General features: G+C 60.2%; 18 protein-coding genes. 4 read left to right on the forward strand and 14 right to left on the reverse strand.

Going from position 1 to position 22,438, the window contains the following annotated elements; translation table 11 throughout:
- Window positions 1–425 precede the first annotated feature (425 nt).
- The 8 genes from H6650_05890 to H6650_05925 form a co-directional block, all read right to left on the reverse strand.
- Window positions 426–2,210 (reverse strand): ABC transporter ATP-binding protein, encoded by a 1,785-nt coding sequence (locus tag H6650_05890; protein ID MCB8951528.1) that lies wholly within the window; start codon window positions 2,208–2,210, stop codon window positions 426–428.
- Window positions 2,211–2,246: 36 nt separating this feature from the next.
- Complete coding sequence (locus tag H6650_05895; protein MCB8951529.1) at window positions 2,247–4,037, reverse strand: ABC transporter ATP-binding protein; 1,791 nt, start codon at window positions 4,035–4,037, stop codon at window positions 2,247–2,249.
- A 17-nt stretch (window positions 4,038–4,054) separates the two neighbouring features.
- Window positions 4,055–5,779 (reverse strand): ABC transporter ATP-binding protein, encoded by a 1,725-nt coding sequence (locus H6650_05900; protein ID MCB8951530.1) that lies wholly within the window; start codon window positions 5,777–5,779, stop codon window positions 4,055–4,057.
- A gap of 138 nt (window positions 5,780–5,917) precedes the next feature.
- Window positions 5,918–7,660: an ABC transporter ATP-binding protein gene (locus tag H6650_05905; protein MCB8951531.1), complete on the reverse strand. Its 1,743-nt coding sequence runs from the start codon at window positions 7,658–7,660 to the stop codon at window positions 5,918–5,920.
- Complete coding sequence (locus tag H6650_05910; protein ID MCB8951532.1) at window positions 7,657–7,836, reverse strand: hypothetical protein; 180 nt, start codon at window positions 7,834–7,836, stop codon at window positions 7,657–7,659. The genes H6650_05905 and H6650_05910 overlap by 4 nt, the downstream gene beginning before the upstream one ends.
- Before the next feature lie 255 nt (window positions 7,837–8,091).
- On the reverse strand, window positions 8,092–8,715 hold the full coding sequence (locus H6650_05915) for a tetratricopeptide repeat protein (GenBank protein ID MCB8951533.1): 624 nt from the start codon (window positions 8,713–8,715) through the stop codon (window positions 8,092–8,094).
- A gap of 27 nt (window positions 8,716–8,742) precedes the next feature.
- Window positions 8,743–8,997: a hypothetical protein gene (locus tag H6650_05920; GenBank protein ID MCB8951534.1), complete on the reverse strand. Its 255-nt coding sequence runs from the start codon at window positions 8,995–8,997 to the stop codon at window positions 8,743–8,745.
- Between the two features lie 324 nt (window positions 8,998–9,321).
- Window positions 9,322–9,756, reverse strand: a complete 435-nt coding sequence (locus H6650_05925) for a hypothetical protein (protein MCB8951535.1) — start codon at window positions 9,754–9,756, stop codon at window positions 9,322–9,324.
- Window positions 9,757–10,042: 286 nt separating this feature from the next.
- Between H6650_05925 and H6650_05930 the strand changes: the two genes are divergently transcribed.
- Window positions 10,043–11,053 carry a serine protease gene (locus H6650_05930; GenBank protein ID MCB8951536.1) on the forward strand — a complete coding sequence of 337 codons (1,011 nt, stop codon included), beginning with the start codon at window positions 10,043–10,045 and terminating at the stop codon, window positions 11,051–11,053.
- 123 nt (window positions 11,054–11,176) lie between these two features.
- Complete coding sequence (locus H6650_05935; GenBank protein ID MCB8951537.1) at window positions 11,177–11,608, forward strand: carboxypeptidase regulatory-like domain-containing protein; 432 nt, start codon at window positions 11,177–11,179, stop codon at window positions 11,606–11,608.
- An 813-nt stretch (window positions 11,609–12,421) separates the two neighbouring features.
- Here the strand turns inward: H6650_05935 and H6650_05940 are convergent.
- Window positions 12,422–15,172 (reverse strand): hypothetical protein, encoded by a 2,751-nt coding sequence (locus H6650_05940; GenBank protein MCB8951538.1) that lies wholly within the window; start codon window positions 15,170–15,172, stop codon window positions 12,422–12,424.
- A gap of 234 nt (window positions 15,173–15,406) precedes the next feature.
- Here H6650_05940 and H6650_05945 point away from each other — a divergent pair, with 234 nt between their 5' ends.
- Entirely contained in the window at window positions 15,407–15,889 is a 483-nt protein-coding gene (locus H6650_05945; GenBank protein ID MCB8951539.1) for an Lrp/AsnC family transcriptional regulator, read from the forward strand.
- Between the two features lie 96 nt (window positions 15,890–15,985).
- Window positions 15,986–17,461 (forward strand): O-acetylhomoserine aminocarboxypropyltransferase/cysteine synthase, encoded by a 1,476-nt coding sequence (locus tag H6650_05950; GenBank protein MCB8951540.1) that lies wholly within the window; start codon window positions 15,986–15,988, stop codon window positions 17,459–17,461.
- Between the two features lie 199 nt (window positions 17,462–17,660).
- On the opposite strand, the gene H6650_05955 is transcribed toward H6650_05950, so the two are convergent.
- The 5 genes from H6650_05955 to H6650_05975 all read right to left on the reverse strand — a co-directional run bounded on the left by H6650_05955 (window position 17,661) and on the right by H6650_05975 (window position 22,336).
- On the reverse strand, window positions 17,661–18,053 hold the full coding sequence (locus tag H6650_05955; GenBank protein ID MCB8951541.1) for a hypothetical protein: 393 nt from the start codon (window positions 18,051–18,053) through the stop codon (window positions 17,661–17,663).
- A gap of 152 nt (window positions 18,054–18,205) precedes the next feature.
- Entirely contained in the window at window positions 18,206–19,339 is a 1,134-nt protein-coding gene (locus H6650_05960; protein ID MCB8951542.1) for a hypothetical protein, read from the reverse strand.
- A 124-nt stretch (window positions 19,340–19,463) separates the two neighbouring features.
- Window positions 19,464–20,174 carry a hypothetical protein gene (locus tag H6650_05965; protein ID MCB8951543.1) on the reverse strand — a complete coding sequence of 237 codons (711 nt, stop codon included), beginning with the start codon at window positions 20,172–20,174 and terminating at the stop codon, window positions 19,464–19,466.
- A gap of 33 nt (window positions 20,175–20,207) precedes the next feature.
- Window positions 20,208–21,260 carry an ABC transporter permease gene (locus H6650_05970; protein MCB8951544.1) on the reverse strand — a complete coding sequence of 351 codons (1,053 nt, stop codon included), beginning with the start codon at window positions 21,258–21,260 and terminating at the stop codon, window positions 20,208–20,210.
- A gap of 11 nt (window positions 21,261–21,271) precedes the next feature.
- A complete protein-coding gene (locus H6650_05975) occupies window positions 21,272–22,336 on the reverse strand; it encodes an ABC transporter permease (protein MCB8951545.1) in 1,065 nt (354 codons plus the stop codon).
- Window positions 22,337–22,438: the final 102 nt, after the last annotated feature.

Consider the following 22,438-nt stretch of genomic DNA (forward strand, 5'->3'; position numbering starts at 1 on the left):
TGAAGTCTCCTTCGAAAATAATCTTCCCGGAAGCTCAGTCACGGATGATGGGCCTGGGTAACAGCTTCCGGGAAGGTGTAGGGCGATTTTCCAAAGGGTGTGTTTCATTTCAGTTGACTACTGTTTGTTGTAGGACAATTCGCCGAATTGTCCTCCGCCGTGAAGGGACAATTTAGGCAAATTGTCCTACGGCGCGGGCAGCCTGAGCAACCTGTTTGAAAACACACCCTTTGGGCAATCGGGCTACGACCCACATAATCCGCCACCGTCCGCCACAACCAGACGCTGGCCGATGGCGTATGCGCCAATAGCCCATGGACGGTTGATTCCCACTCGTTTTCATGACGCATACAATCTCCATTTCGCAGCCGTTGGCGATATTGAAATGCCCATTCGTGACGATTTGCGCCATTCGCGCCCCCGCATTACCCTTCGCGCCAGAGTTGTTGCATCTCCGGCGACCGCGCCAGCAGGTCGTCCAGCGTGCCCACGGCCTCCACCCGACCATCTTTGAGGACGATGATCTGGTCCGCCTGGCGCAGCGCCGGACGGCGGTGAGAGATGACCAGGCACGTCGGGCGTTCGCCGGGGGCGGTCCCCGCCAGCAGCCGATCCCATAATTTTTGCTCTGTTTCTATGTCCAGGGCGCTGGAAAGGTCGTCGAAGACGAGCAGTTCCGGCTGGCGCACGAACATGCGCGCCGCCGCGGCGCGCTGGATTTGCCCGCCGGAAAGGCGCACGCCACGCGGCCCGACCAATGTGTCCAGGCCGTGTTCCATGTGCGCCACGTCTTGCTCCATCACCGCCTGGGCAATGGCCCCGTCCAACGAGACTTGCGCTGCCGGCATTCCCATGAGAATGTTCTGCCGCAAACTGTCGCTAAACAGGCGCGGAACCTGCCCGGTGTAGGCGCAGCGGGGCGGCGTAAAGAAGCTGGCGGGGTCGGTGATGGGTGTATCGTTCCAAGTGATGTGACCGGATTGTGCCGGCAACATACCCAGCAGCACCTTCAATAACGTCGTCTTGCCGCTGCCAATCCGCCCCGTGATCACCGTGAACGAACCGCGCGCCAGCGTCAAGTCCACCCCGCGCACCCCATTCTCCGACTTGGGATAAAGGTACGTCAGGTCGCGTGCCGTCAACGTACGCAGACGGTCCGCCGCCGTGCGCCTGGGCGCCTCCGGTTCCGGCAGCCGCCCATCCATATAAATGGGATGGTGCGCCACCACCGCGCCCGAGGGCAGCCCCTGCATCATGGCGTCCAACCGCTCCGTGGAGACGCTGACCTGTTTGTATCGCGTGACGACGCTGCCGGCAATACGCATCGTCTGCGTCATCGGCCAGATATACGCCGCGAATAGGGCAAAATCCCCAATCGTGAATGTGCCCGCGGCCATCCCCCCCGCCGCCAGCAGCAAAATCAGCCCCATGCCCACGTCAATCGTGCCGTTGCTCAACGCTTCCACGGTGCGGTCCAGCAGTTGGTCCTTGATCATCGCCTGGCGACGGTCGTCGTTGAGGGCGCGGAAGTGGGCGATGATGCGCTCTTCCGCGTCCGCCACTTTGATCGCTTGCGTGGCATTAAACATGTCGGCGATGATGCCGGTGACGCGCGTGGTGGCGGCGCGGCTGGCGATGCGGTACTTGCGCGCCCGTTCCCCTAGCTGCCGCGCCACGGCTACGACGATGGCCAGGGGGACGAATGTCCCCAGCGTGACCAGGGGGTTGATGCTCATCATAATGGTCAGGGCAATGCTCGCGGAGACGCCGTAGCCGATGACGTCGTCTATGACGACGATGGCTTGCAGCATCAGTTCTGGGTCGTCGCGCAGGGTGCTCATGACTTCGCCGGAGGACATGCGGTTGCCGTCTGGTTTGTGTGGGAGGGGGGTGGATGCCGGCATTTCCCACACCCGCGCGAACATATTCCGAATCAACAGCGCCATGCAATGAAACTCGAAATTGATATACGCCAGCGCCGCCGCCGCCAGCGCCCCCGCCACCACCAGCGCGTGCCCCACCTGCCCCGCGACCACCTGCCCCACCGTCAACGCCAGCCCCGCATCCCCCGTCAAATAGTTGAAATACGCCCGCAGCAGCAGCCCCAAAACCGCCTGCGTAGACGCATGGATCGTAAACGTCACCACATCCGCCACATAATACCGCGGACGAAACTTGATCAATTCCCAATAATACTGATACGGTTTCATAAGCAACATCCATTAACCATTCACCCGTTCCCCCATTCACCCGGCAACCGCACTTCCCGCTGTTCCTTCTTCCAGCCCTGTTTGCAGCAGCCTATAAAAACGAGAAGCCCGATCGCCCGCCAACGCCGCCCGCTTTCCATGTTCCACCACCACCCCATCTTCCAGGATCATGATCTCGTCCGCCCGCTGAACCGTGCCCAACCGGTGCGCCACAATAATGGCTGTGCGCTCCCGCAGCAGGTTGTCAATGGCCCGTTCAATCAACTGCTCCGTGGCCGGGTCCAAACGTGATGATGCCTCGTCTAAGACGACCAGCCCCGGATCGCGCAAAAACACGCGCGCAAACGCCAGCAATTGCGCCTGCCCCGCCGAGACGCTGCTGCCGCCCGCCAATTGTGTGTCCAGACCCGACGGCATTTCCGCCAGCCAATCCCCCAGCCCCACATCCCGCACCACCGCCGCAATCCGCGCATCCGGGATTGTCTCGTCAAACAACGTCAGATTCTCGCGCACGCTGGCGTGGAACAACTCCACATCCTGCGTCACCATGCCAATGCGCCCCCGCAGCTCCGCCTGCGTCGCCTGCCGTGCATCCACCCCATTCAGGCGGATCGCCCCACTCACCGGGTCATAAAAGCGAAACAGCAGTTTCGTCAGCGTGGACTTGCCGCTGCCTGTGCGTCCCAACAGGCCCAACACCTGGCCCGGAGCCAGATCGAAACTCACGTCCGCCAGCACCGCCTGCTCCGGATCATCCGCATAATGGAAGTTGACGCGCTCAAACGTCACCCCCAGCGCGCCCGCGGCCAACGCTGCGCCCGGACCATCCCGGATGGTGGGTTGTTGCCGCAACAGGTCGGCAATACGATTCATACTCGCCGCCGCCTGCTGCAAATCCTCCACCTGCCGCAAAATCTCCCACAACGGCCCCTTGATCACGTCAATGTAATAGAAGATGACGTAGAGGCTGCCAATTGTCAGCGCCCCGTTGCGAAACAGCGTCGCGCCCACGATGTGCGCGCTGACGTAGGCCATCGTGAAGACCGTAATGGGCAGCGTGATCACGAATATGTTCAGGCGCATGGCGTGGCGCATGCGCAGCCAGCGGTTGCGCGACAGGTGATGCAGTTGTCCCATGACGTAATCCACCGCCCCATTGCCGCGAATATCCTCCGTGCCGTTGAGCCACTCCTCCAGCGCCCCGAACAGGTCCGCTTCACTTTGCCGCAGCCCCTCCCAGCGCGGCACGATCCGTCGGTTCAGATACCGCAGGTACACCGCCGCCGCCCCGCTGATCAGGGTGATCGCCAGCCCCAGCGCCCAATTCAGCGCCCACAACAGCGTCAGCACGCCTACCAGCAGCAGCAGATTGCTCAACAGGCGAATGACCAGCCGCGAGAAGAAGTTCGCCAGCTTGTTCACGTCTCCATCCACTCGTTGGATTAGCTCTCCTGGCTTGTGTACTTTGTGGAAGCGCATGTCCAGCTTCAGGCAGTGCAGCGCCAGGTCTGCCCGCAGCGCGTTGGTAGCCGTCCAGGCCACGTTTTCCCCGACGTAGGTGGCGATGATGTTCACGATTTGTCGTAGTATGGCCACGGTCATGAAAATGCCGGCAGCGCCCAACAGTTGCCGCAAACCCGCCCCCGTCTGCGCGGCGTCGATGAAATACCGCACCAACTGCGGATTTGCCAACTGCAAGCCGATGCCGCCCACCAGCAGCAGCGCCAGCAGCGCCACCCGCCCCCGCTGCGGCCGCAAATACGTCCCCAACAACGCCCCATACACGCGCCATCCCGCCCCCTTTCGCCCATCATCTTCCGCCTTCATCCTTCCGCCCTCATCCTTCATCCTTTTACCTTCATCCCTCGGCCTTCTTTCATCTCTATTACCTGGTCCGCCAGCCGCAGCGCCGCCGGTCGGTGCGACACCGCCAGGACGGTCGCTTCCGGCGCGCCGGTCCGCAGTCGCCGCCACAATTCCTGCTCCGTCTCCACGTCCAGGGCGCTGGAGAGGTCGTCAAAGACGAGCAACTCCGGCTGGCGCACGAACATGCGCGCCGCTGCCGTCCGCTGCACCTGCCCCCCGGACAATTTCACGCCGCGCGGCCCGACCACCGTGTCCAGGCCCTGTTCCAGGCGGGGCGCGTCTGCTTCCAAGACGCCGGCGTAAATGGCCGCGTCTAATGCCTCCGCCCCCAGCGGCAGCCCCAGCAGCACGTTGTCCCGCAGCGATTGGCTGAACAGGCGCGGGACCTGCGGCGTGTAGGCGCAGCGCGGAGGCACAAAGAACGCTGCCGCATCCGTCACCAACCGGTCGTTCCACCAGATTTCGCCGCTGTCGCGTGGCAGCAGCCCCAACAGCGCCCGCAGCAGGGTGCTTTTCCCTGCGCCGATCTCGCCTGTGATTACGGTCAGCGTGCCCCGCTCCAGGCGCAAATCCACGTCCACGATCCCCCGCCCTGTTCCCGGATGGCGGTAGGTCAGTCCGCGCGCGCGCAGGACGTCCAGCCGGTCGGCGGGGGCGCGCGGGGGCCGGGGGATGGCGGGGTAGCGGCCGTCGCTGTACACGGGGGTGGCTTCTATTAAGGTGGCGGCGCGTGGGTCGTCTTGTAGCGTTAGCAGCCGCTCCAGGGAGACGGATTGCGTTTTGGCGTCGGCCAGCATGCCGCCGGTATGGGAGGGGAAGCGGATGATAAACCAGAGATAGGTAATGAACAAGCTGAAGTCGCCGATGGTGAAAATGCCGGCACGAATCGCTCCCCCACTCAGCAACAAAACCACCCCCACGCCCAGATCAGACAGATTGCCCGCCGCCCAGGTGAGCAAATCTTGCAGCAGCCGCACCCGCAGTCCCGCCTTCCGCCGCGCCTCGTTTAACTCATGAAAATGAGCCAACACACCCGCGTCCGCATCCGCCACCTTCATCGCCTGCACCGCCCCAAACAACTCCCCCAGGAACGCCGTCACGCGGCTGCTCGCCTCCCGATCTTGCTGATAGGTACGCAGCAACCGTTCCCGCACCGCATTCGTCAGCAAGATCACGCCCAACAGTGGCAGCACCACCACCAGCGTGATCACGGCATTGATGCGCAGCATAATCACCACGGCAATCAGGGCGAACAGGGCGTGCCCCGCCACGTAAGGCAGCCACAGCGGGAAATCGGCAATCTCCCCCGTGTCGTGGTCCAGGCGGTTGAGCGCGTCGCCCGGTGGCGCGGGCAGCGGTAGCGCCGCCGGACGCCGTAACAGGCCTCGCAGCACGTTCTTTTGCAGCAGCGCCTTCTGCAAATAGAAAAAGGTGCGTCCGTAGTACTCGGCGGCGAAGTTAAGCGCCATGCGCCCCACTTCCCACCCAACATACAATCCCAGCAGCGTGCCCACGCTGAAGCGGGCCGCCGCCCCCCCCGTGAGGCCATCAAACACCTGCTGCACAATCAGCCCCGGCACCAGGCGGCTGCTGAAATACGCCACCAGCGTCACGCTATGCGCCAGATAAACGCGCCCACTATGCCGCGCCAGCCGCCAGAAAAACGCCGCAAATCCCATATCTTTCATTGCCAGGTCGCGCATAACATTCTCCTCGTCGCGTCCTCCCCATTCACCATTCAACCATTCAACGCAACTACTAACTCTCTCGTGGGCTGAGCTTGTCGAAGCCTGTGTCAGACCTATGTTGCCTTCGACAGGCTCAGGCAACGGGCTAAGTTGTTACATTGCCCCTTTATTTTCGCCGGAACGCCATTCCTGCGCGTGCAGCAGGCGGTAAAACCGGGACTGCGTATCCGCGGCCAGGGCGGCGCGGGGGCCAAACTCCGCCACCCGCCCCTCGCTGAGGATGAGGACCTGATCCGTGCGCTGGATCGTCGCCAGGCGGTGGGCGATGATGATGGCCGTGCGCCCCTGGATCAGGCGGCTGATCGCCCGATCCAGCCGCCGCTCCGTAGCCGGGTCCAGCCGCGACGACGCTTCATCGAGGATGATCAGGCCCGGGTCCTTGAGGAAGATGCGCGCAAAGGCCAGCAACTGCCCCTCCCCGGCAGACAGCCCTTTGCCCCCGGCGGCCACGGGCGTATCCAGTCCGTGCGGCAGCCCCGCCAGCCAATTCGCCAGCCCCAGTTCCGCCAACGCCGCCAGGATGCGCTCGTCGGAGATGGCGTGGTCGAAGAAGGTGACATTGTCCCGCACGGTGGCCGCGAACAACTGCACCTCCTGCGTCACCATGCCCACGCGCCCGCGCAAGTGGGAGAGGTCCAACTGGCGCAGGTCCGTCCCGTGCAGGCGGATCGTCCCCGCGTCCACATCGTAGAGGCGGAACAGCAGGCGGCCCAACGTCGTCTTGCCGCTGCCCGTGCGCCCCAGCAGCCCCAACACTTGCCCCGCCGCCAGATGAAAACGGACATCCGTCACCGTTGGCCGCGCTTCGTAGCCAAAGGTGACGCTGTCAAAGGTCACGGATAGCGGCCCCGGTGGCAGCCGCGCCGCGCCCGCGTTGGCGATGGCCGGGCGCAGGCGCAGGAATTCGCCGATGCGCTGCACGCCGGCCAGCGCCTCGTGCAGGCGTGTGACCTGGCGGCGGATTTCACTCAGGGGGGTTTCCAGTTGCGTGACGTAGGTGACGACGAGGAAGAGGCCGCCAATCGTCATCACGCCCTGGCGCAGCAGCACCGCGCCAATGACCAACACGGCGCAGAGGGTGAAGGTGTAGAGCAGGTAGGTGGCGGTGAAGATGGTTTCCGTCATCATGCTCGCCCGCCGCATTGTCAACAACACCTGGCGCGCCAGCTCGTAGAAGCGGCGCAGCAGGTAGGCGTCGCCGCCGTTGGCGTGTATGTCCTCCAGGCTGACGAACGCTTCTTCCAGGAAGCCGATCAAGGCAGCCTGCGCCTGCCGCGCCGCCGTCATCAGGCGCACGGAACGGCGCTGGATGCCGCGCAGGAAGCCCGCCAGCAGCAGGGCGTAGGCCGTGCCCACCAGCCCCACGCGCCAATCTTCGCGCCAGAGGAGGATGAGGATGCCCAGGGCCAGCAGGCCGTTGCCCCACACCTGCACCACCAGTTGGGAGAAGAAGGTCGCCAGGGTACTCACGTCGCCATCGACGCGCTCGATCAGTTCGCCGGGGGTGTGCGCGTTGTGGAAGGACATATCCAGGCGCAGGCAGTGGGCAGTGAGGTCGGCGCGCAGCCGGTTGGTGGCGCGCCAGCCCACGTCTTCGCTGACGTAGCTGGCGGCCGTTTGCAGCACTTGCTGCGCGGCGGCCAGGGCCAGGTAGGCGAGGGCGGCGCGGAGCAGGGCGCGCTGGCTGCCGCCGCCGGTGGCCGTGTCAATGAAGGCGCGCAGGATTTGCGGGTTGATGAGTTGGGCGGCAATGCCGCCGCCGAGGAGGAGGAACAAGAGCAGGGTGCGCGGCCACCAGGGGCGCAGGTAGGTTTTGAGGAGGGCGTAGGGCGTCATGGGGGTGTTCCGTTCTGAATAATGAATGGGGCGGCGCGCGCCGCCGGAAAATAAAAAAGGCCATGAACGGGCTGCTCATGGCCGGGGGCGGGGGGCGCGTCGGGTTGCGGCGGCGCGGGGGGCGGGGGCAAAAAAGCCACGAGCAGGCGGGCATTGCCGGGAGGCTGCCTGCGCATGGCGGAACTGGTCAGGGGACGGCATTCAGCCGCGCCGGAGGGGGGCGGCTGTGACCATGGGCTGCCAGGTTGGGGAGAATCGGGGATCAGGCGTGGCTGATGGATTCCTCACGGCGCGGGCGGCGGGCGGCAAAGGTAGCTGGTAGTATGACGAGGGCGCGTGTCATGTCGGAATCCTTTTGGAAAGACGTGGTTTGTAGTCGTCTGTTGCTGATTGCTTATTGGTGGGCAGTATAGGGGAGGCGGGGGGATTTGTCAACGGGGGGGCGCGCTTTGGGCAAAAACCCGGCTTTTCGTAAAAACCGGGTTTTTCAAGTTGCCAGTTTTTGCTGCACGCGCTCCAGGGCGGGGGGGGACGTGGCTGTTTGCATAAGGCGAACCCAGGCGCTGGAAGTTGGCAAGCGACTGTTGCAGCAGGGGCAGGGCCTCGGCCAACCGCGCCTGCTTTTCCAGTAGCAGCGCCAGGTTGAACAGGTCAATGCTCATGCCGGCAACGTCCCCAATCTGCCCGCCGATGTCAATCGCCTCCCGATAGAGGCGCTCCGCTTCCGCTTCGTTCCCTTCGGCTTTTTCCAGGTTGGCTAACTGTCCCAGGGAGGTGGCAATGCCGGCACGATTCCCCAATTCCCGCATCATCGCCAGGCTCTCCTCATACCGCCGCCGCGCCAGGTCCATCTCCCCCGTGGCCTGGGCTAACATGCCAAGATTGTGCAGGATGGTAGCTACGCTCTTTTTCTCCCCAAGCTGTTCAAAAATGCCCAGGACGCGCTCCAGTTCAGCGCGGGCTTTGTCCATTTGACCTGTCTGGTAAAAGTACGTAGCCAGATTGCCGGCGAAGGCCGCTTCTTCTCGCGCTGCCCCCTCCGCTTCCGCCGCCACCACCGCCTGCTCCAGCCGCTTCCGCCGTTACCCCCAATAGCCGCGCACGTCCAGGTAGTTGTCCAATGCCCACACAAACCGGCGCACCTGCGCCCAGACGCCCGCCGCGTGCGCGCGGTCCAGCGCCAGCAGCACATCCGCCCGCGCCCGCTCCAGCGCGTCATACGCCGCCGGTTCGGCGGCTTCGTGGGCAATGGCATACGCCAGATGCACGGTGCGGTACGGCAGGAGTAGTCCGATTTTCCAAATCGGACCGTACCGCCGCGCCATCACGGATGACAACAATCTCGAAGATTTTGGAATCTTGGCCGAGCAATAGGTTTCGCCAGACCTTCCAGGTTTCCAAACGGCGTAGGGCAATTCGGGGAAGGGTTTGGTACGGTAATGGTTGTCCGATTTTCCAAATCGGACAACAAGGGGGGTGTGCGATTTTCCCGTGCCTTGCTTTTACGCTTTGATACAGGTGATCTGGATTTCAGACAGGTTGATACTCGTGAAGCCACTCACACCACGCTGGGTGAGACGCCCGTTTTCATCATCGCGGCTCGCTGCTCCTGAGCGACATGGCCATGCTGCTGATTCTATTCTACCGTGGACCGGATCGCGTCACGGTTGTTCTCGTTTATCCCGATGCGCAATCTCTCGTTCCAGCAGGATGCTGGCCAGGCGATCCAGCGCTTCGCCGCTGATTTCTTGATATGTTCGCAGTGGCAGGCCGTTTAATTGCATAGAGACGAATTCGGGAGATCGTCGGTTGATATATTGTTCCGTTAAGATCACGTAATGAAACCAGTGTTTGTCGTGATAATTGGGGGCTCCTTCATGGGGCTGCATCGTCAGGATGGCTTCATGCAGTACCTGCCGCAGGCTTAAACCCCATTCCAGCCTGGTCTTGCCGCGATGGCACGACCTGTGATGATCTTCCACCAGGTACAACTGGGCAAGCGGATGGTCAGCCATTTCCAGCAGATTCGTCCACCTTCGCAGCGCCTTTCGCAGGGACTGCCGACTTAATATGACATCCAGTGATGAGTCATCCATATCTTCCCCCAATTCGTCAATGTGCTATGAAAATATGCTGTCTTTCTGCCGAATTTTTGCGCTTTTTATGCTTCAGATCAGCATATTTCGGACATGATTTGCTCTATACTTTTGCTCAATCAATGGAATTGCTCTGATTTTTCTTTAGCGTGGCTACCCGGCTCGTCCCATTTTCTTGCTTTCCCCGGCAGGTTGCAAGCCAGCAAGAGCGGCGCTTTGGAATATTGTGAGCAGTTGCGCAAGCTCGCAGATTATACCACTATTCAATATCTAGAAGGAGGTTGCTATGTGTTTTTACAAGTATTGGAGTCAATCAAGGCAGGTGCGGATTTTTCTGCTGCTGTTGCTGGTATTGGCGTTTACGCAGGTAACTTTGTCGCATGTATCGGCTGATCAGGTCGGTAGCAGTTTGCAACCAGATACCATTGTCTCCAGCGATGGGCTGGTTTTTTCGGCAGAGCAGTTTTTAGGTCAGGTGGATGGCGCTTCTTCGACGGCTTTTCAGCCCAGTTTTGTTGGACAGGGATCAACTGTTCCCGTTGCACCAACGGTGGACGATGACGTCAATGTAAACACGCCCCCGATGCTTGGTCCCCTTCCAGGATCGGTGATTGGGCCAGATGGGCGCACCAAAGTGACCGCAACGACCACCTATCCATACCGAGCTATCGCTTACCTCAGCGTGAAGTTTCCCAACGGCGGCACTTACGGCTGCTCTGGTTGGTTTATCGGTTCACGGACGGTGGCTACTGCCGGACATTGCGTTTATTATGCCTCCTACGGCGGTTGGGCAACAAGCGTAACCGCGTATCCGGGGAAAAATGGGAGCAGTAATCCATATGGAAGCTCAACCAAGTATCGCCTGTTCTCAGTTACCGGTTGGACGCAAAATGGAAACTGGGATTATGATTATGGCGCTATCCAACTCAATTCCGCTTTGGGTGATACCGTCGGTTGGTTTGGTTTCCGCTGGCAAAGCAGCAATACATTTTCTGGTTCTTACACAGTGACCGGCTATCCTGGCGACAAACCATATGGTACGATGTGGACTATGTCAGATAATCCTGGCATTCGGGGCGTCAACACTTACCATCTGTTCTATCAGATCGACACCTACGGTGGACAGAGTGGTTCCCCCGTATATCACAACTACAGCGCCAGTTGCAATCCCTGTTCGGTCGCTATTCATTCCTATGGCGTCGGTCAGAATCCGTACCCACAATACAACAGTGGGACCCGCATTCGCGAAGCGGTCTTCAACAACCTGCTTAGTTGGAAAAACTATCCCTATCCCTAACTAACCAGCGTTGGATTGGAATTATAGAGGTCTTGGCCCGGCTGTCGTTCACGGAGCCGGGCCAAGTCTTTTGTCGTTTGGGGCAAAGCCACAGATTTTGCAGTATATATATAGGATTCCAATATGCAAAGAACAAAAACGTTTCATCTATTGTTGCGCGTGGTGCTTCTGGGGGTAATCGGCTCCTACTTGTGGGGATGCAGCAGTAGCAGCGAACCACAGCCCGCTGCGCCACAATCAACCTCCCCAGCGGATCAGCCTTTGACGAATGAGGACATCGTGTCGCCGGCTAACGTTCAGATGAGCCAGGTGACGGGACGTGTACTTGATGCCGCAGGCACTCCTGTATTTGAAGCCCAGGTCTTTGCCGTGGGCATCGGTGCGCCAGAAATGATGGCGATTACGGATGAAAAGGGTGGTTACATCTGGGCATTGCCAACCGGCGTTTTCACCATGACGGCGCAGAAGGAAGGTTATGTCTCCCAGACCGAGGAAATCGAATTAGAAAACAGCGAGTCATTGACGTTGGATTTTGTGCTACAAAAGGAGCCGTGACCCACTCTTGAGATCATGCGGTTCCGTGGACGGCGATGTTACGGGCGCGTTCGTTTACAAGCGCTTCGCTCAGGAGACAGCACGCGCCGCGGCGCACCACCTTAAATGACAACATCTTCCCGGAAACTGCTCCCCAGGACTATTATCCGTGAATGAGCTTCCGGGAAGATTATTTTCAGTGGAGTTAAGGATGTGCCGGAACGGTTATTGCTTGCCGGATTATCCGAAGGTTAATTACCCAGGTGATGCCTTGTTTGCCTCGTCTCTGAAGTAAGGTGTAGGGCAATTCGGCAACGGGTGTGGTATGGCAAGGGGGGTCCGATTTGGAAAATCGGACTACGGGTGGGTGATGTCCGGTTTTGGAATTCTTGTGTGCGGAAGGGGGGGCGATTTGGGAAAGGGTGTGTTTCACTTCAGATGACTGTTGCTTGCTGTAGGGCAATTCGCTGAATTGTCCTCCGCCGTGAAGGGACAATTTAGGCGAATTGTCCTACGGCGCGGGCAGCCTGAGCAACCCATTTGAAACACACCCTTTGGTAAATCGGAATACAAAGGGTTGTCCCATTTTCTAAATGGGACCCTGGGTCGTTGGTGTCCGATTTGGAAGAGGGTGTGCTTCATTTCCGTTGCCTGTTGCTTGCTGTCGGACAATTCGCTGGATTGTCCTCCGCCGTGAAGGGACAATTTAGGCAAATTGTCCTACGGCGCGGGCAGCCTGAGCAACCCATTTGAAACACACCCTTTGGAAAATCGGACTGTATCGTTGTGTGGCGGCAGATTACAAGAATCTCCCAGGGTTTTGTCATCTTGGTCTCAGGGGGCGGGGTGGAGGCGGATGGTGAGGGTTTCGTAGGGGGCGAGGGAGATGCGCAGGGGGTTGATGGGTAGGGGGTGGGCGTTGGCGCGTTGTTCGGTGAGGCCGTTGCTTTCGGCCCAGTCCACGGCGAAGGGCAGTGTTACGGTCACGTCGGTGGCGGGTTGGCCGCCGATCTCTTGCAGGCGCAGGATGAGGTGGCTGCCGTCGGGGTTCTCAAATTCCGCCCGCTTGAGGGTGAGCGCGGCCACGTTCGGCTGGCTCGCCTGGAGCAGCGACCCCGTGGGGCCGGGGAGCGGACCCGCCTGCGCCTGGGTGATGAGGGCGAGTTGCAGCGGTGCGTTGTAGGCGGCGCTGAATTGGGCAGCGGCGGCGGCGGCAAAGCCATCGGGTGAGGAGGTGAGAGCGAAATGGGAGGTGTAGACGCGCGGCGCGCCTGGCTCCCAGGTGGGGAAATCGATCCACCCCTGGTCTGTGGTGTCCGTGCCATCCTGGCGCACGAAGATAACGTGGAAGAGGATGGGGGTCTCCGGTTCGTTCGCGTTCCACATGGGGATGGAGCCGAAGTTCGCCAGGTAGACCTCGCGGCTGGCGACGGTGACGCCAAAGCCATCGGCGGCGCGCAGGTAGCTGCCGTCACGGATGACGCGGCTGTTGTGGCTTGTGCCGGCAATCCAGTCAACCTGCGGACTGGGCCAACCATTGGGTCCCTGGAACCGCCCGGTGAAGCCGCTTTCCCCCAGGGCGAAGGGCATGGCGGCGTAGTAGTACCAGGCGAGCGTTTCCTGGTCGGCGTAATCGGTGCGGTCGTGGTCAATGGTGTTGCGGATTTCCACGCGGGGCACGTCGTTGAGCAGCGTGATCACTGTTTCGCTGATGGGGAAGGCGGCGTGGACGATGGTTAGCTCGCTCTGCACGGGGCCGCCGCTGACCGTCACCGTCACCGCGCCCGTGGGAACCGGCTCCCAGTCGCCCCAGACGACGGCGTTCCCCTGGTCGGCGCGCAGCAGTTGGTTAAAGCCCATTTCCGCGCTATCGTCCACCAGTTCGCGCCCGTTCACCTTGTCGTAGATGCTGAGAATGTTCCCCGTGGCCTCGTCTACCGTGATGCGATAGGCGTTGTTTTCGATCTCGTTGCCGGCACGGATGGAGGTGGGCGGGGGGGCGGTCGCTTCCGTGTCGGGGGCGAAGCCGTAGAGACGGTAGCCGAAGGCGGGCACGTTTTGGGCCAGGAAGAGGAGGGATTGCCCGTCGGCGCTCCCTTGCAGCGTCACGGGTTGGCCCGTTTCCAGGTCAATGAGGGGGGCGCGGCTGCCACCGGGGGCGGCCAGTTCTTGCCATTGGGCGTAGGGAAGGGTGACGCGGTCGGTGCGCGGCCAGGAGAGGCCGTTGTAGACGACGAGGGCGGGCTGCGGGGTCTGGATGTTTTGCGCCAGACCGGTCAGGCCACGCCGCAGCAGGGCTTGCGTCGTGTCGTAGGCGCGGGTGGAGCGGTCGAAGAACCAGACATCGTTGGTTTCAATTTCCGCCGCCGTGAGTTCAAAGCCGCCGCCGGGGCCGCTGTGTTCATCCTGGATGATGAGGTCGCGGTAGGTGCGGCGGAAGAGGCTTTGCGGGTAGGCGGCGGTTCCGTTTAGCCCGGCACGCACGGCGGACAGGGTTTCCGCCTGGGGCAGGGCGTTCTTCGTCCAGCGGTTCTGGGCGATGGTGACGGGGTAGCGCATGTCATTGTTTTCCCACAGCCCGGACCAGTCGCCGCTGTAGGTGGTGAAGGCGTCTTCGCCGTATTGCTGGCGCATGTGGTCGAAGAATTGGCTGGGGGTGGCGACGACGATCTGGGGCCAGGTGTGTTCGGCGTTCCACTGGGCGACATTGTTGAGGCCGTTGCCAATCATGGCGCCGGGTCCGTCATTGTCGAAGCCGATGAGGGCGATGACGGCGTCGTAGGGGTAGCCGCCGTTTTCGTAGGCGTCAATGAACTGTTGGGTGGCGTCGGCCATGTCGGGGTAGTTGTGGGTGAAGCCCCAGTAGAACAGGCCTTCGGCGTAGCTTTTGACGCTGACCCAGGTGAGGACTTTGCTGCCGTCTACGCCCTGCCAGTTGAAGATGTAGTCGCTGATGGGGATGTCTGGCCGTCCGCCGAATGTGGTGTTGATGCCGGCAACTAAATTCCTTACGCCACTCTTCCGCAACACCTGCGGCAGCGCCCAGGATGAGCCGGGTACATCATTGGACATCGCCGTGTCCAGGTCGAGATTCCAGGCCGTTTCGTATTGGCGCGCCGTGTAGAGGAAGCGGTTGAACCCCTCGCTGCCCATGCGTCCCTGGTGCATGTTGGCATAGCCGGCCATTAGCTCAATTTTGCCCTGGTCGATCAGGCCGCGCAGGCGTTGCACCTGCTGCGGATCACTCGTTTGCGCCAGCCACTGGTCAAGCTGCCACAGGTTTTCCACCGTCCAGCGGTAGGTGGGGTACTGTTCGGCGTAGTCCATGGCCTCGTCCAGGTACTGTTTTTCCAGGGGGATGAGGTCGGGCACGGTGATGTCGTAGCCGATGTCCAGGTGGGAGAGGGGGACGACGTAGATGGTGTGGAGGGTGTCGTCGGCGATGGTGGCCGGCGGGAGCGTCTGCCGCGCCGGTAGGGGGGCGTCGTGGCCGCTGGCGACGCGGGTGGCGGCCAGGATGAGGCAGGCGAGACCGGTGAGGAGGAGGAGGGCGAGTCGATGGGGGCGCGCGGGGAGGAGGAACATGGTGGGGACTCCTGTGCAGGTTTTCCGGCATTGTATTCTCTTCCGTGGTGGTTGACCAGTGTGCCGGCATTTTCCCCAGTACAGCCCGGATTGATGCCGGCTTTGGATTCTTTTGTCAGCCGCGCCCTCACTCGTCGTTTCGGGAATGATATAAGGGAAAATGCCGGCATTGATTTATATTATTCGTCATATATGATATAATGACGAATAAATATTGACTAAAGGAGTCGAAAAATGTTAGAATATTCGCAAATTCATGGTCTGGACGAAATAGACAAGGCGATTCTAACCTTGCTGCAAAACGAAGGTCGCTTGAGCAACGCCGAACTGGCGCGACGCATCAATCTTTCTCCGCCGGCTACGCACAGCCGCCTGAAGCGGTTGGAGGATGCCGGCATCATCCGTGGCTACGCGGCCATTGTTGACCGTGAGCAACTTGGTTATGACATGCTTTGTTTCGTCAATGTGCGTATGCAGCTTCACCAGTTTGAAGCCATTGCCCACTTCAAGGAAACCATCCGCGGTATGCCGGAAGTGTTGGAATGCCATCACATCACGGGGGAGTATGACTACTTGTTGAAAGTGGTGGTGCATGGACGCAAAGACCTGGAACGTTTTATCGTCGATAAGATTACGCCTATCCCCGGCGTGGCCCGTATCTACACCAGCCTGGTGCTGACGGAGATCAAAACGACAGTGGCTGTACCACTGCCATGATGACCGCGAAGACACGGCGGGGACCGGTCAAGTTGCGATGTGAAGACCCATGATTGGCGTAGGAATGCCAACCCTGATTCTCGGAAGGAGACTCCCATGAATGAATTTGCCTATTCCCCCGGCGTTGCTGCGTATGTTCAGCGCGGCCAGGAGATGACTGCGGCTGAAGAAACACGACGGGCGCATATGCGGCGGATGAGATTTGATACCATTGCCGTGCATGGCCTCTATGGAATGGAGGCCGCCCTCGCCAACCAGGGTAGCATCATCGAACCGGGCTACCTGAGCGCGGCGCAGCATTTCGAGAACAGCGACCACATGGAAGCGGCGCTCGCCTACCTGATGCCTTCGTGGACCTACAGCCGCATTGCCAATCCGACCACGCACTATCTGGAGGAGACGCTGGCTCTGCTGGAGGGATATGGTTTTGAGGGAGAGGTCAGCGCCCTGGTAACGGCTTCCGGTATGGCTGCCGTGTTTATGGCGACGCACCCTTTTCTGGCGCGCGATGGCGTGCTGACACGGCCCAACATCGTCGTCAGCGCCAAATGTTATGGCGGTAGCTACATGCTGTTTCAGCAGCGTTATGGCGTGGAACGGGGTGTTGAGGTGCGATGGGTGCGGGATCCGCTGGACATGGCTGAATGGGAGAGCCATATTGATGAGGAGACTCGTTTTGTCTACGGGGAGATGCCCAGTAATCCCAGTCTGGCGGTGATGGACATCCCGGGCCTGGCGGAACTGGCGCACGCCCACGGCCTGCCGCTGATCGTAGATAGCACCGTGGCCTCGCCCGCTTTGTTACGCCCCTTGAGCCTGGGGGCGGATATCGTGATCCATTCGGTAAGCAAGAGCATGGCGGCCAGCGGTTTTGCCATCGCCGGCGCGGTGATTGCTCGCCATGAGATACCCAGCCGCGTGGGACCGGACGACATGCGTCGGAATTTTGCCACGTACTTGAAGCTGTTGCCTTTCCGCGATCAGGGACCCGGCCTGAGTCCGTTTAATGCGCTGATGATTCTCAATGATTTGCGCACGCTGCGCAGCCGCATGGATATTCTCAGCCGACATACGATGCAGGTGGCGGATTTCTTGCAGCGGCATCCGGGCGTGGAGGCTGTATTTTATCCTGGCCTGGAGGAGGTGCGTGGTCATGACACGGCAGCGCGCGTCATGTGGCTGGCGGACGGGGAGGATGATTACGGCGTTCCCGTGAATCGGTTTGGTCACTTGATGGGCTTTACGGTGCGTGGTGGGGCGGCGGCGGCGCGGGCGGTGTTTGACCGCCTGGAACTTATCTGGCGAGCAACGGATCTAGGCCGGATTAAGAGCGTGGCAACGATTCCGGCTATTTCTACGCACCAGCAGCAGGGGGAGGAGGGGCGAGAATTAGCGCAGCTTCCGCGGAATCTGGTTCGTTTGAGCGTGGGCGGGGAACACCCGGGTGATGTGATTGCGGACCTGGAACAGGCATTGGATGGAGCGGCGCGAACCTTTGCTGTTGCCGCACGAAGCGGCGGACAGAAACGAGACGTTTTGTCGGAAATGCCTTTCCCAGAAGGGGTCAATTAGGACTGACGATGAAATAAGATATGGAATTGCATTGTCAGTTTGAAGGAGCGACAAGGAAATGACTTCGTCATCTTATTTGATTTCCGCTCCTTGATGTGCTGGAAGGGTCATAGATTGGTTCATTCTCCCAGAATGAACCAATCTTTGGGGGAACTAAATTCTGGTACGATTCCTTGGGGAGGTGATCGCACGAAAATCCTTAACCAGCCTCCTGGCGGCTGAAGAACGTGAGCAGACTGCCCAACCCGATAATGATCAGGAAGATAGGCCAGACAACGCCCCAGTTGAGGTTGAGGAGGAAGACGATGGCCGTGGCCAGGATGACTAACCCCCAGGTGAGGCCATTGCGGCCGCGGTGGGTAAGGTGGCCGTTGGTACGATAGTCGTTCCAGGCGGAACTTAAATTGCTGACGGCGGGGATAAGAATGAACAGCGCCCACCAGTTTTGCAGTACGACCCCCCCGTAGTTGCCCAGCAGAAAAATGATCCCTAGAAGCACCAGGATGCCGCCAACGAGCCAGTTGGAATCACGTTGACGGCGTTCGCGTCCTTGTTGCTCTTCATGCTTGAGTGTGTTGACGTCTTCGTCCATTGTTTTTCCTCCCGCGGAGATAGGGGTCGCGGAGAAGCAGAGGGAATTGTTCTCTTTGACCTGGATATTTGTGGCTGTGGATTGGTCACGCCTTCCTATACGCGCCGGGACGTGGACGGTTGCGGAAAATATCGGGCCACTGTCGGAGATTCTCATGGTGGTGGTTGGCTTTCTATCTCCTGGCAGCGCTCCAGGCGCGGTGTACTGAGACCGCTGAGCCAGCACTGGACGGCAAAGCTGCCAGATGGCGATGAAACCTGCATGAGGGCATAGCTGCCCCACTGCGCCAGGCGGGAAACAGTGGGCGGATCAAGCTGATCGCGGCGCGCGCGCAGCCAGCTCAGCCAGGTTTCGTCGGCCACGGGTTGGCACCCATAACAGTTTTCGGGAGGCGACTCGCCGTTGATCAGGCTGATGAACCCGGTGGTGTAGGGCGGCGCGGCGTCGGCGCAGAAGGAAAGCTGATTGTTGATGACGCGGCAACGAACCCAGGCACCGTTACCGAAATAGGCAATGACGAAAGTCGAGGCGGAGGCCGCGTCGATACCGCTGAGGGAAAGGACGTACGTGGCGCTCATCTGGTCTCGCACGCTGTTGAGGGCGCTGTAGTTGATCCCATCCGCCAGACCCAACTGGAAAAGATCGCCTTCGTAGGTGCGTCCCACTTCGATAGCCTGATGCACCAATTGCAGCGCGTAGGCGGATTTGTCGCCGCTAATGTCGTTGGTGACGTAGCCGGCGAGGGCGGCAAACGGCAGGGGGAGGAGCAATAAAAGCCACCCCCGCGCCAGCAGCCGCCCGCGGTTGTCCTGTTCGCGGCAGATGGCTTCCAGGCGATAATCTTGGAGCAGGGCGAGGATGGCGAGAAGGAGGATGATGAAAAGGCCGGTGAAGATGACGAGCGCGGGTCCGAGGCCCTCCGGCGGTGGGTAGATGGGCCAGCCCCAGAAGCGGCGATCGTATAGCCAGACGATGAAGGTACGGCCGTAGTAAGGTTCGTAGCCGATGACGAGGGCGGAAAGGATGGCGGCGACCAGCCAGGTAAGAATGCTGAGGAGGCCGTTGTGCCAGCGGCTGGTGATCAAACCGCCGAGGCCGCAGATGATGACGAGCAGGAGGAGGCCGAGGGCGAGATTGGGCATTTGCAGCGGGACGGCAATGCGGCTGAGGCGGAGGGCGCTGATGGTCCAGGCTCCGAGGGACAGGCCGATGCCCAGAAGCAGGCCGTTGAGGATGCCGACCGTCAGGCGCAGTTGCCGCGTTTCTTCCTGATTTGGCGGCGACATGGGCTAGATTCCTTTGGGTTCGCTCGGGATCAACTTTGGACTTTCCAATACATAAGAACCCTGCAAGCGCATCCGTCAATTCCCGAGCGAAGCCTTAATTAACGGATGCGCCCTTTGTGTCGGGCTATGTTACGCCGTGGCGGGTTCTGCGCGCCCTGGTCCATATGATGCCGGCAACCGTTAGCAAAGCGAGCAGCGCGAAGGGGATCAGGCGCGGGATGGGGGATGGGGGCAGGGGGGAAGGGTCGTTTTGGGGGGGGGCGGGCGTGGCGGTGGGCGTGGTCGCCGGGTTTTCCGATGGGTGCAAGGTAAATTGCATGACATTGTCGTCGGTTAATGGGCTGCCATCCCATGCGTCGTGGGCGCGGGCGAGGAAGGCGGTGATCGCCAGGTACTCGGCGTCACTGAGTGTACCGGGAAACTCGTAGGGCATGGCGACGCGGGTATAGCCGTAAAGGGAGGCGGCGGTGGGGAAGCGAGAGAGGGTGTTGGGGCCGATTAATGCCGGCACACTCTCCGGCAACACAAATCCATTTTCATATGGCCGTGGCCCATGACACCCCGACTCCCAGCAATTTCGGTCTTCCGGCGGGTACTGCGCTCGCCACTCATCCGTCAGCCCCTGGCCGCGATCCCCATGACACGGCTGGCAGTGCAGCCAAAACAATTGCGCCCCCTCATCCGCTTGATTGGGGACAGGTACCGTTGGTGGCGGTGCCAGTCGGTCTATCGTCGGCGTTGCCGGCACGGGGGCGGCCTGAATCGCCGCCAAACCGGAGAAGGAGTACATCAAGAAAAGCATCGCCCCCAGCCACAAGGACAAATTCTTGAGCATGGCGTGCAGAAAACAGACGAGAAAGAACGGATTTTAGCGCACGCCACGTAGTTTCGGGTCCAGGATGTCCCGCAAGGCATCCCCAACCAGATTCCAGCCCAGCCCATACAGCAGCAGCGCCAGGCCAGGATATACAATGATGTACCAGTATTGGTCTAGAGCCAGAATCCACTCGCGGGCCTGACTGACGATTTGGCCCCAATCCGCGTAGCCGATTTGCACGCCTACGCCGAGGAAACTGAGCGTGGCAAAGGAGAGTACAATCGCGCCCATGTCTAGCGAGAGGTACACCAGCGTGGGGAAGATAGCATTTGGTAGTACGTGCCGTAGGATCAAGTGAATGCTGCGCGCGCCGCTGGCCCGCGATGCCAGCACGTAGTCACGCTCCTTCGTCGCCAGAATATCCCCGCGCAGCAGACGCGCATAGCGCGTCCAGCCAAACACAATCAGGGCGATAGATGCCGGCCAGATGCTGCGGCCGAAGATGGGCACGAGCATGGACGAGAGAATCAGCGCACCGACGAGGAACGGGAAGGCAATAAACACTTCCACCACGCGCATCAATACTTCGTCAGTCCAGCCACCATAGAAGCCCGCCAGCGAGCCAATGGTGATGCCGATGATGGCATCGGCCAGCACCACCAGCGTGCCATAGATGAGGGCGGTGCGACTGCCCCAGATAAGGCCATACCAGATGTCATACTGGCCGCTGGTTGTGCCCAGAATGTGAACCCATTCTTCGTTGCCCGTGATAAGTCTGTACCAGGCAGGCACCTGTTCGGGAACATTCCGGTTCCAGACGGTCCCGGGTGGCTGCGGTTCGGCTTTGAAGCCATCGCGCGGGATCAGGGAGGGATCCCATTGTTCGCTGGGCGCTGGAGCCAGCACGGGGGCGAAGATGGCAACGAGGAGGAAGATGAGGATGATAACAAGGCCCAGAATAGAGAGGGGATTGGTGAATACGCCCTTGATCAGGCGATACCATTCAGGGCCAACCCATCGTTCCAGACCGGTCAGTTCTTTAATGATGCCTTCACTCGATGTGACTCGGACTTTGTTCTCAGTTGCGTTTGTGGTTGTAGCCATTTCGTACCTCGCTAACTCAAGCGGACCCGCGGATCCAGGACGCCGTAGAGAACGTCTACAACCAGATTGGCAAATACGAACAAGGCTGCCGTGAACAGGGCATAGCCAAGCATGGTGAAAACGTCCAGACTGAGGGCGGCGGCGGCGGCGGCGGAGCCGATGCCCGGATAGTTGAAAATAGTTTCAACGACGATGGCGCCATTCATTAAGCCGGCCACGGTTGTGCCGGCAACTGTCACCACCGGAATCAGTGCATTACGCCGCACGTGCCGATTGATCACCACATTCTCGCGCAAGCCCTTTGCCCGCGCCGTCGTCACATAATCCTGCCGCAGCGACTCCAACATGGAGGAGCGCGTTACCTTCAGCAACAGCGCGGAAATAACCACGGAAAGCGTCACGACCGGCATAACCAGATGTCTCAACGCATCAACAAAGATATCGAAGCGCAGATTTAGCAGGGCGTCAAACGTCATCATGCCCGTGAACTGGCGAAAATCACCCGTCATCACTTCCTGCGCGAAGGCACTGGACAGGCGTCCCGGCGGGAACCAATCCAACTTGGCGTAGAAGATGAGGATCATTAACAGGCCAAACACAAACGTGGGAAACGACCAGCCCAGAATAGCCAAAACCCGTGATATCTGATCTATCAATTTGTTGTGATTCAATGCGGAGATAATGCCCAACCATACTCCGACGCCAATAACGGGAAGGAAACTCCAGACAGCCAGTTCAACAGTAGCCGGCAAACGGCGTTTCAACAGGTCCACCACCGGTTCGCGGCCCGTGCGTGAATACCCGAGGTCTCCGCGCAGAACGCCGCCCACACGTTCGCCCGTTTCTGGATCGATGCGACCCGTCATCCAGTTCCAATACTGCACGGGCAGCGGGTCATCCAGGCCATAACGCTTAATGATGGCGTCCACCTGTCCTTCCGTCTTGGGAATATCGCGCACATATAGCGCCGAGCGTTCCACAGGTCCCAAAATCTGCAACATGAGAAAGATAAGCACGGTCACGCCGCACAGAATCAAGGGGAGGATGAGAAGCCGACGGATGATGTAAGTTGTCATAGTTGCCTTCCCGTCTGCGTCAAGGTCCTCCCGCAAGTGTCAGCTAAGATGCCGCGCGCTTGCGGGAGGAACATCTTGCATTTTGTCAGAACAGGAAGTGGC

The organism is Ardenticatenales bacterium, assembly GCA_020634515.1.
Lineage (GTDB): Bacteria > Chloroflexota > Anaerolineae > Promineifilales > Promineifilaceae > JAGVTM01.

Bases quoted from the DNA above. Each gene is read 5' to 3' on its own strand.
- H6650_05945 (MCB8951539.1), top strand. From the start codon at position 15,407: ATGTTAGAATATTCGCAAATTCATGGTCTGGACGAAATAGACAAGGCG.
- H6650_05930 (MCB8951536.1), top strand. From the start codon at position 10,043: ATGTGTTTTTACAAGTATTGGAGTCAATCAAGGCAGGTGCGGATTTTT.
- H6650_05935 (MCB8951537.1), top strand. From the start codon at position 11,177: ATGCAAAGAACAAAAACGTTTCATCTATTGTTGCGCGTGGTGCTTCTG.
- H6650_05890 (MCB8951528.1), bottom strand. From the start codon at position 2,210: ATGAAACCGTATCAGTATTATTGGGAATTGATCAAGTTTCGTCCGCGG.
- H6650_05900 (MCB8951530.1), bottom strand. From the start codon at position 5,779: ATGCGCGACCTGGCAATGAAAGATATGGGATTTGCGGCGTTTTTCTGG.
- H6650_05955 (MCB8951541.1), bottom strand. From the start codon at position 18,053: ATGGACGAAGACGTCAACACACTCAAGCATGAAGAGCAACAAGGACGC.
- H6650_05965 (MCB8951543.1), bottom strand. From the start codon at position 20,174: ATGCTCAAGAATTTGTCCTTGTGGCTGGGGGCGATGCTTTTCTTGATG.
- H6650_05910 (MCB8951532.1), bottom strand. From the start codon at position 7,836: ATGCGCAGGCAGCCTCCCGGCAATGCCCGCCTGCTCGTGGCTTTTTTG.
- H6650_05970 (MCB8951544.1), bottom strand. From the start codon at position 21,260: ATGGCTACAACCACAAACGCAACTGAGAACAAAGTCCGAGTCACATCG.
- H6650_05905 (MCB8951531.1), bottom strand. From the start codon at position 7,660: ATGACGCCCTACGCCCTCCTCAAAACCTACCTGCGCCCCTGGTGGCCG.
- H6650_05925 (MCB8951535.1), bottom strand. From the start codon at position 9,756: ATGGATGACTCATCACTGGATGTCATATTAAGTCGGCAGTCCCTGCGA.
- H6650_05960 (MCB8951542.1), bottom strand. From the start codon at position 19,339: ATGTCGCCGCCAAATCAGGAAGAAACGCGGCAACTGCGCCTGACGGTC.
- H6650_05975 (MCB8951545.1), bottom strand. From the start codon at position 22,336: ATGACAACTTACATCATCCGTCGGCTTCTCATCCTCCCCTTGATTCTG.
- H6650_05950 (MCB8951540.1), top strand. From the start codon at position 15,986: ATGAATGAATTTGCCTATTCCCCCGGCGTTGCTGCGTATGTTCAGCGC.
- H6650_05895 (MCB8951529.1), bottom strand. From the start codon at position 4,037: ATGAAGGCGGAAGATGATGGGCGAAAGGGGGCGGGATGGCGCGTGTAT.
- H6650_05940 (MCB8951538.1), bottom strand. From the start codon at position 15,172: ATGTTCCTCCTCCCCGCGCGCCCCCATCGACTCGCCCTCCTCCTCCTC.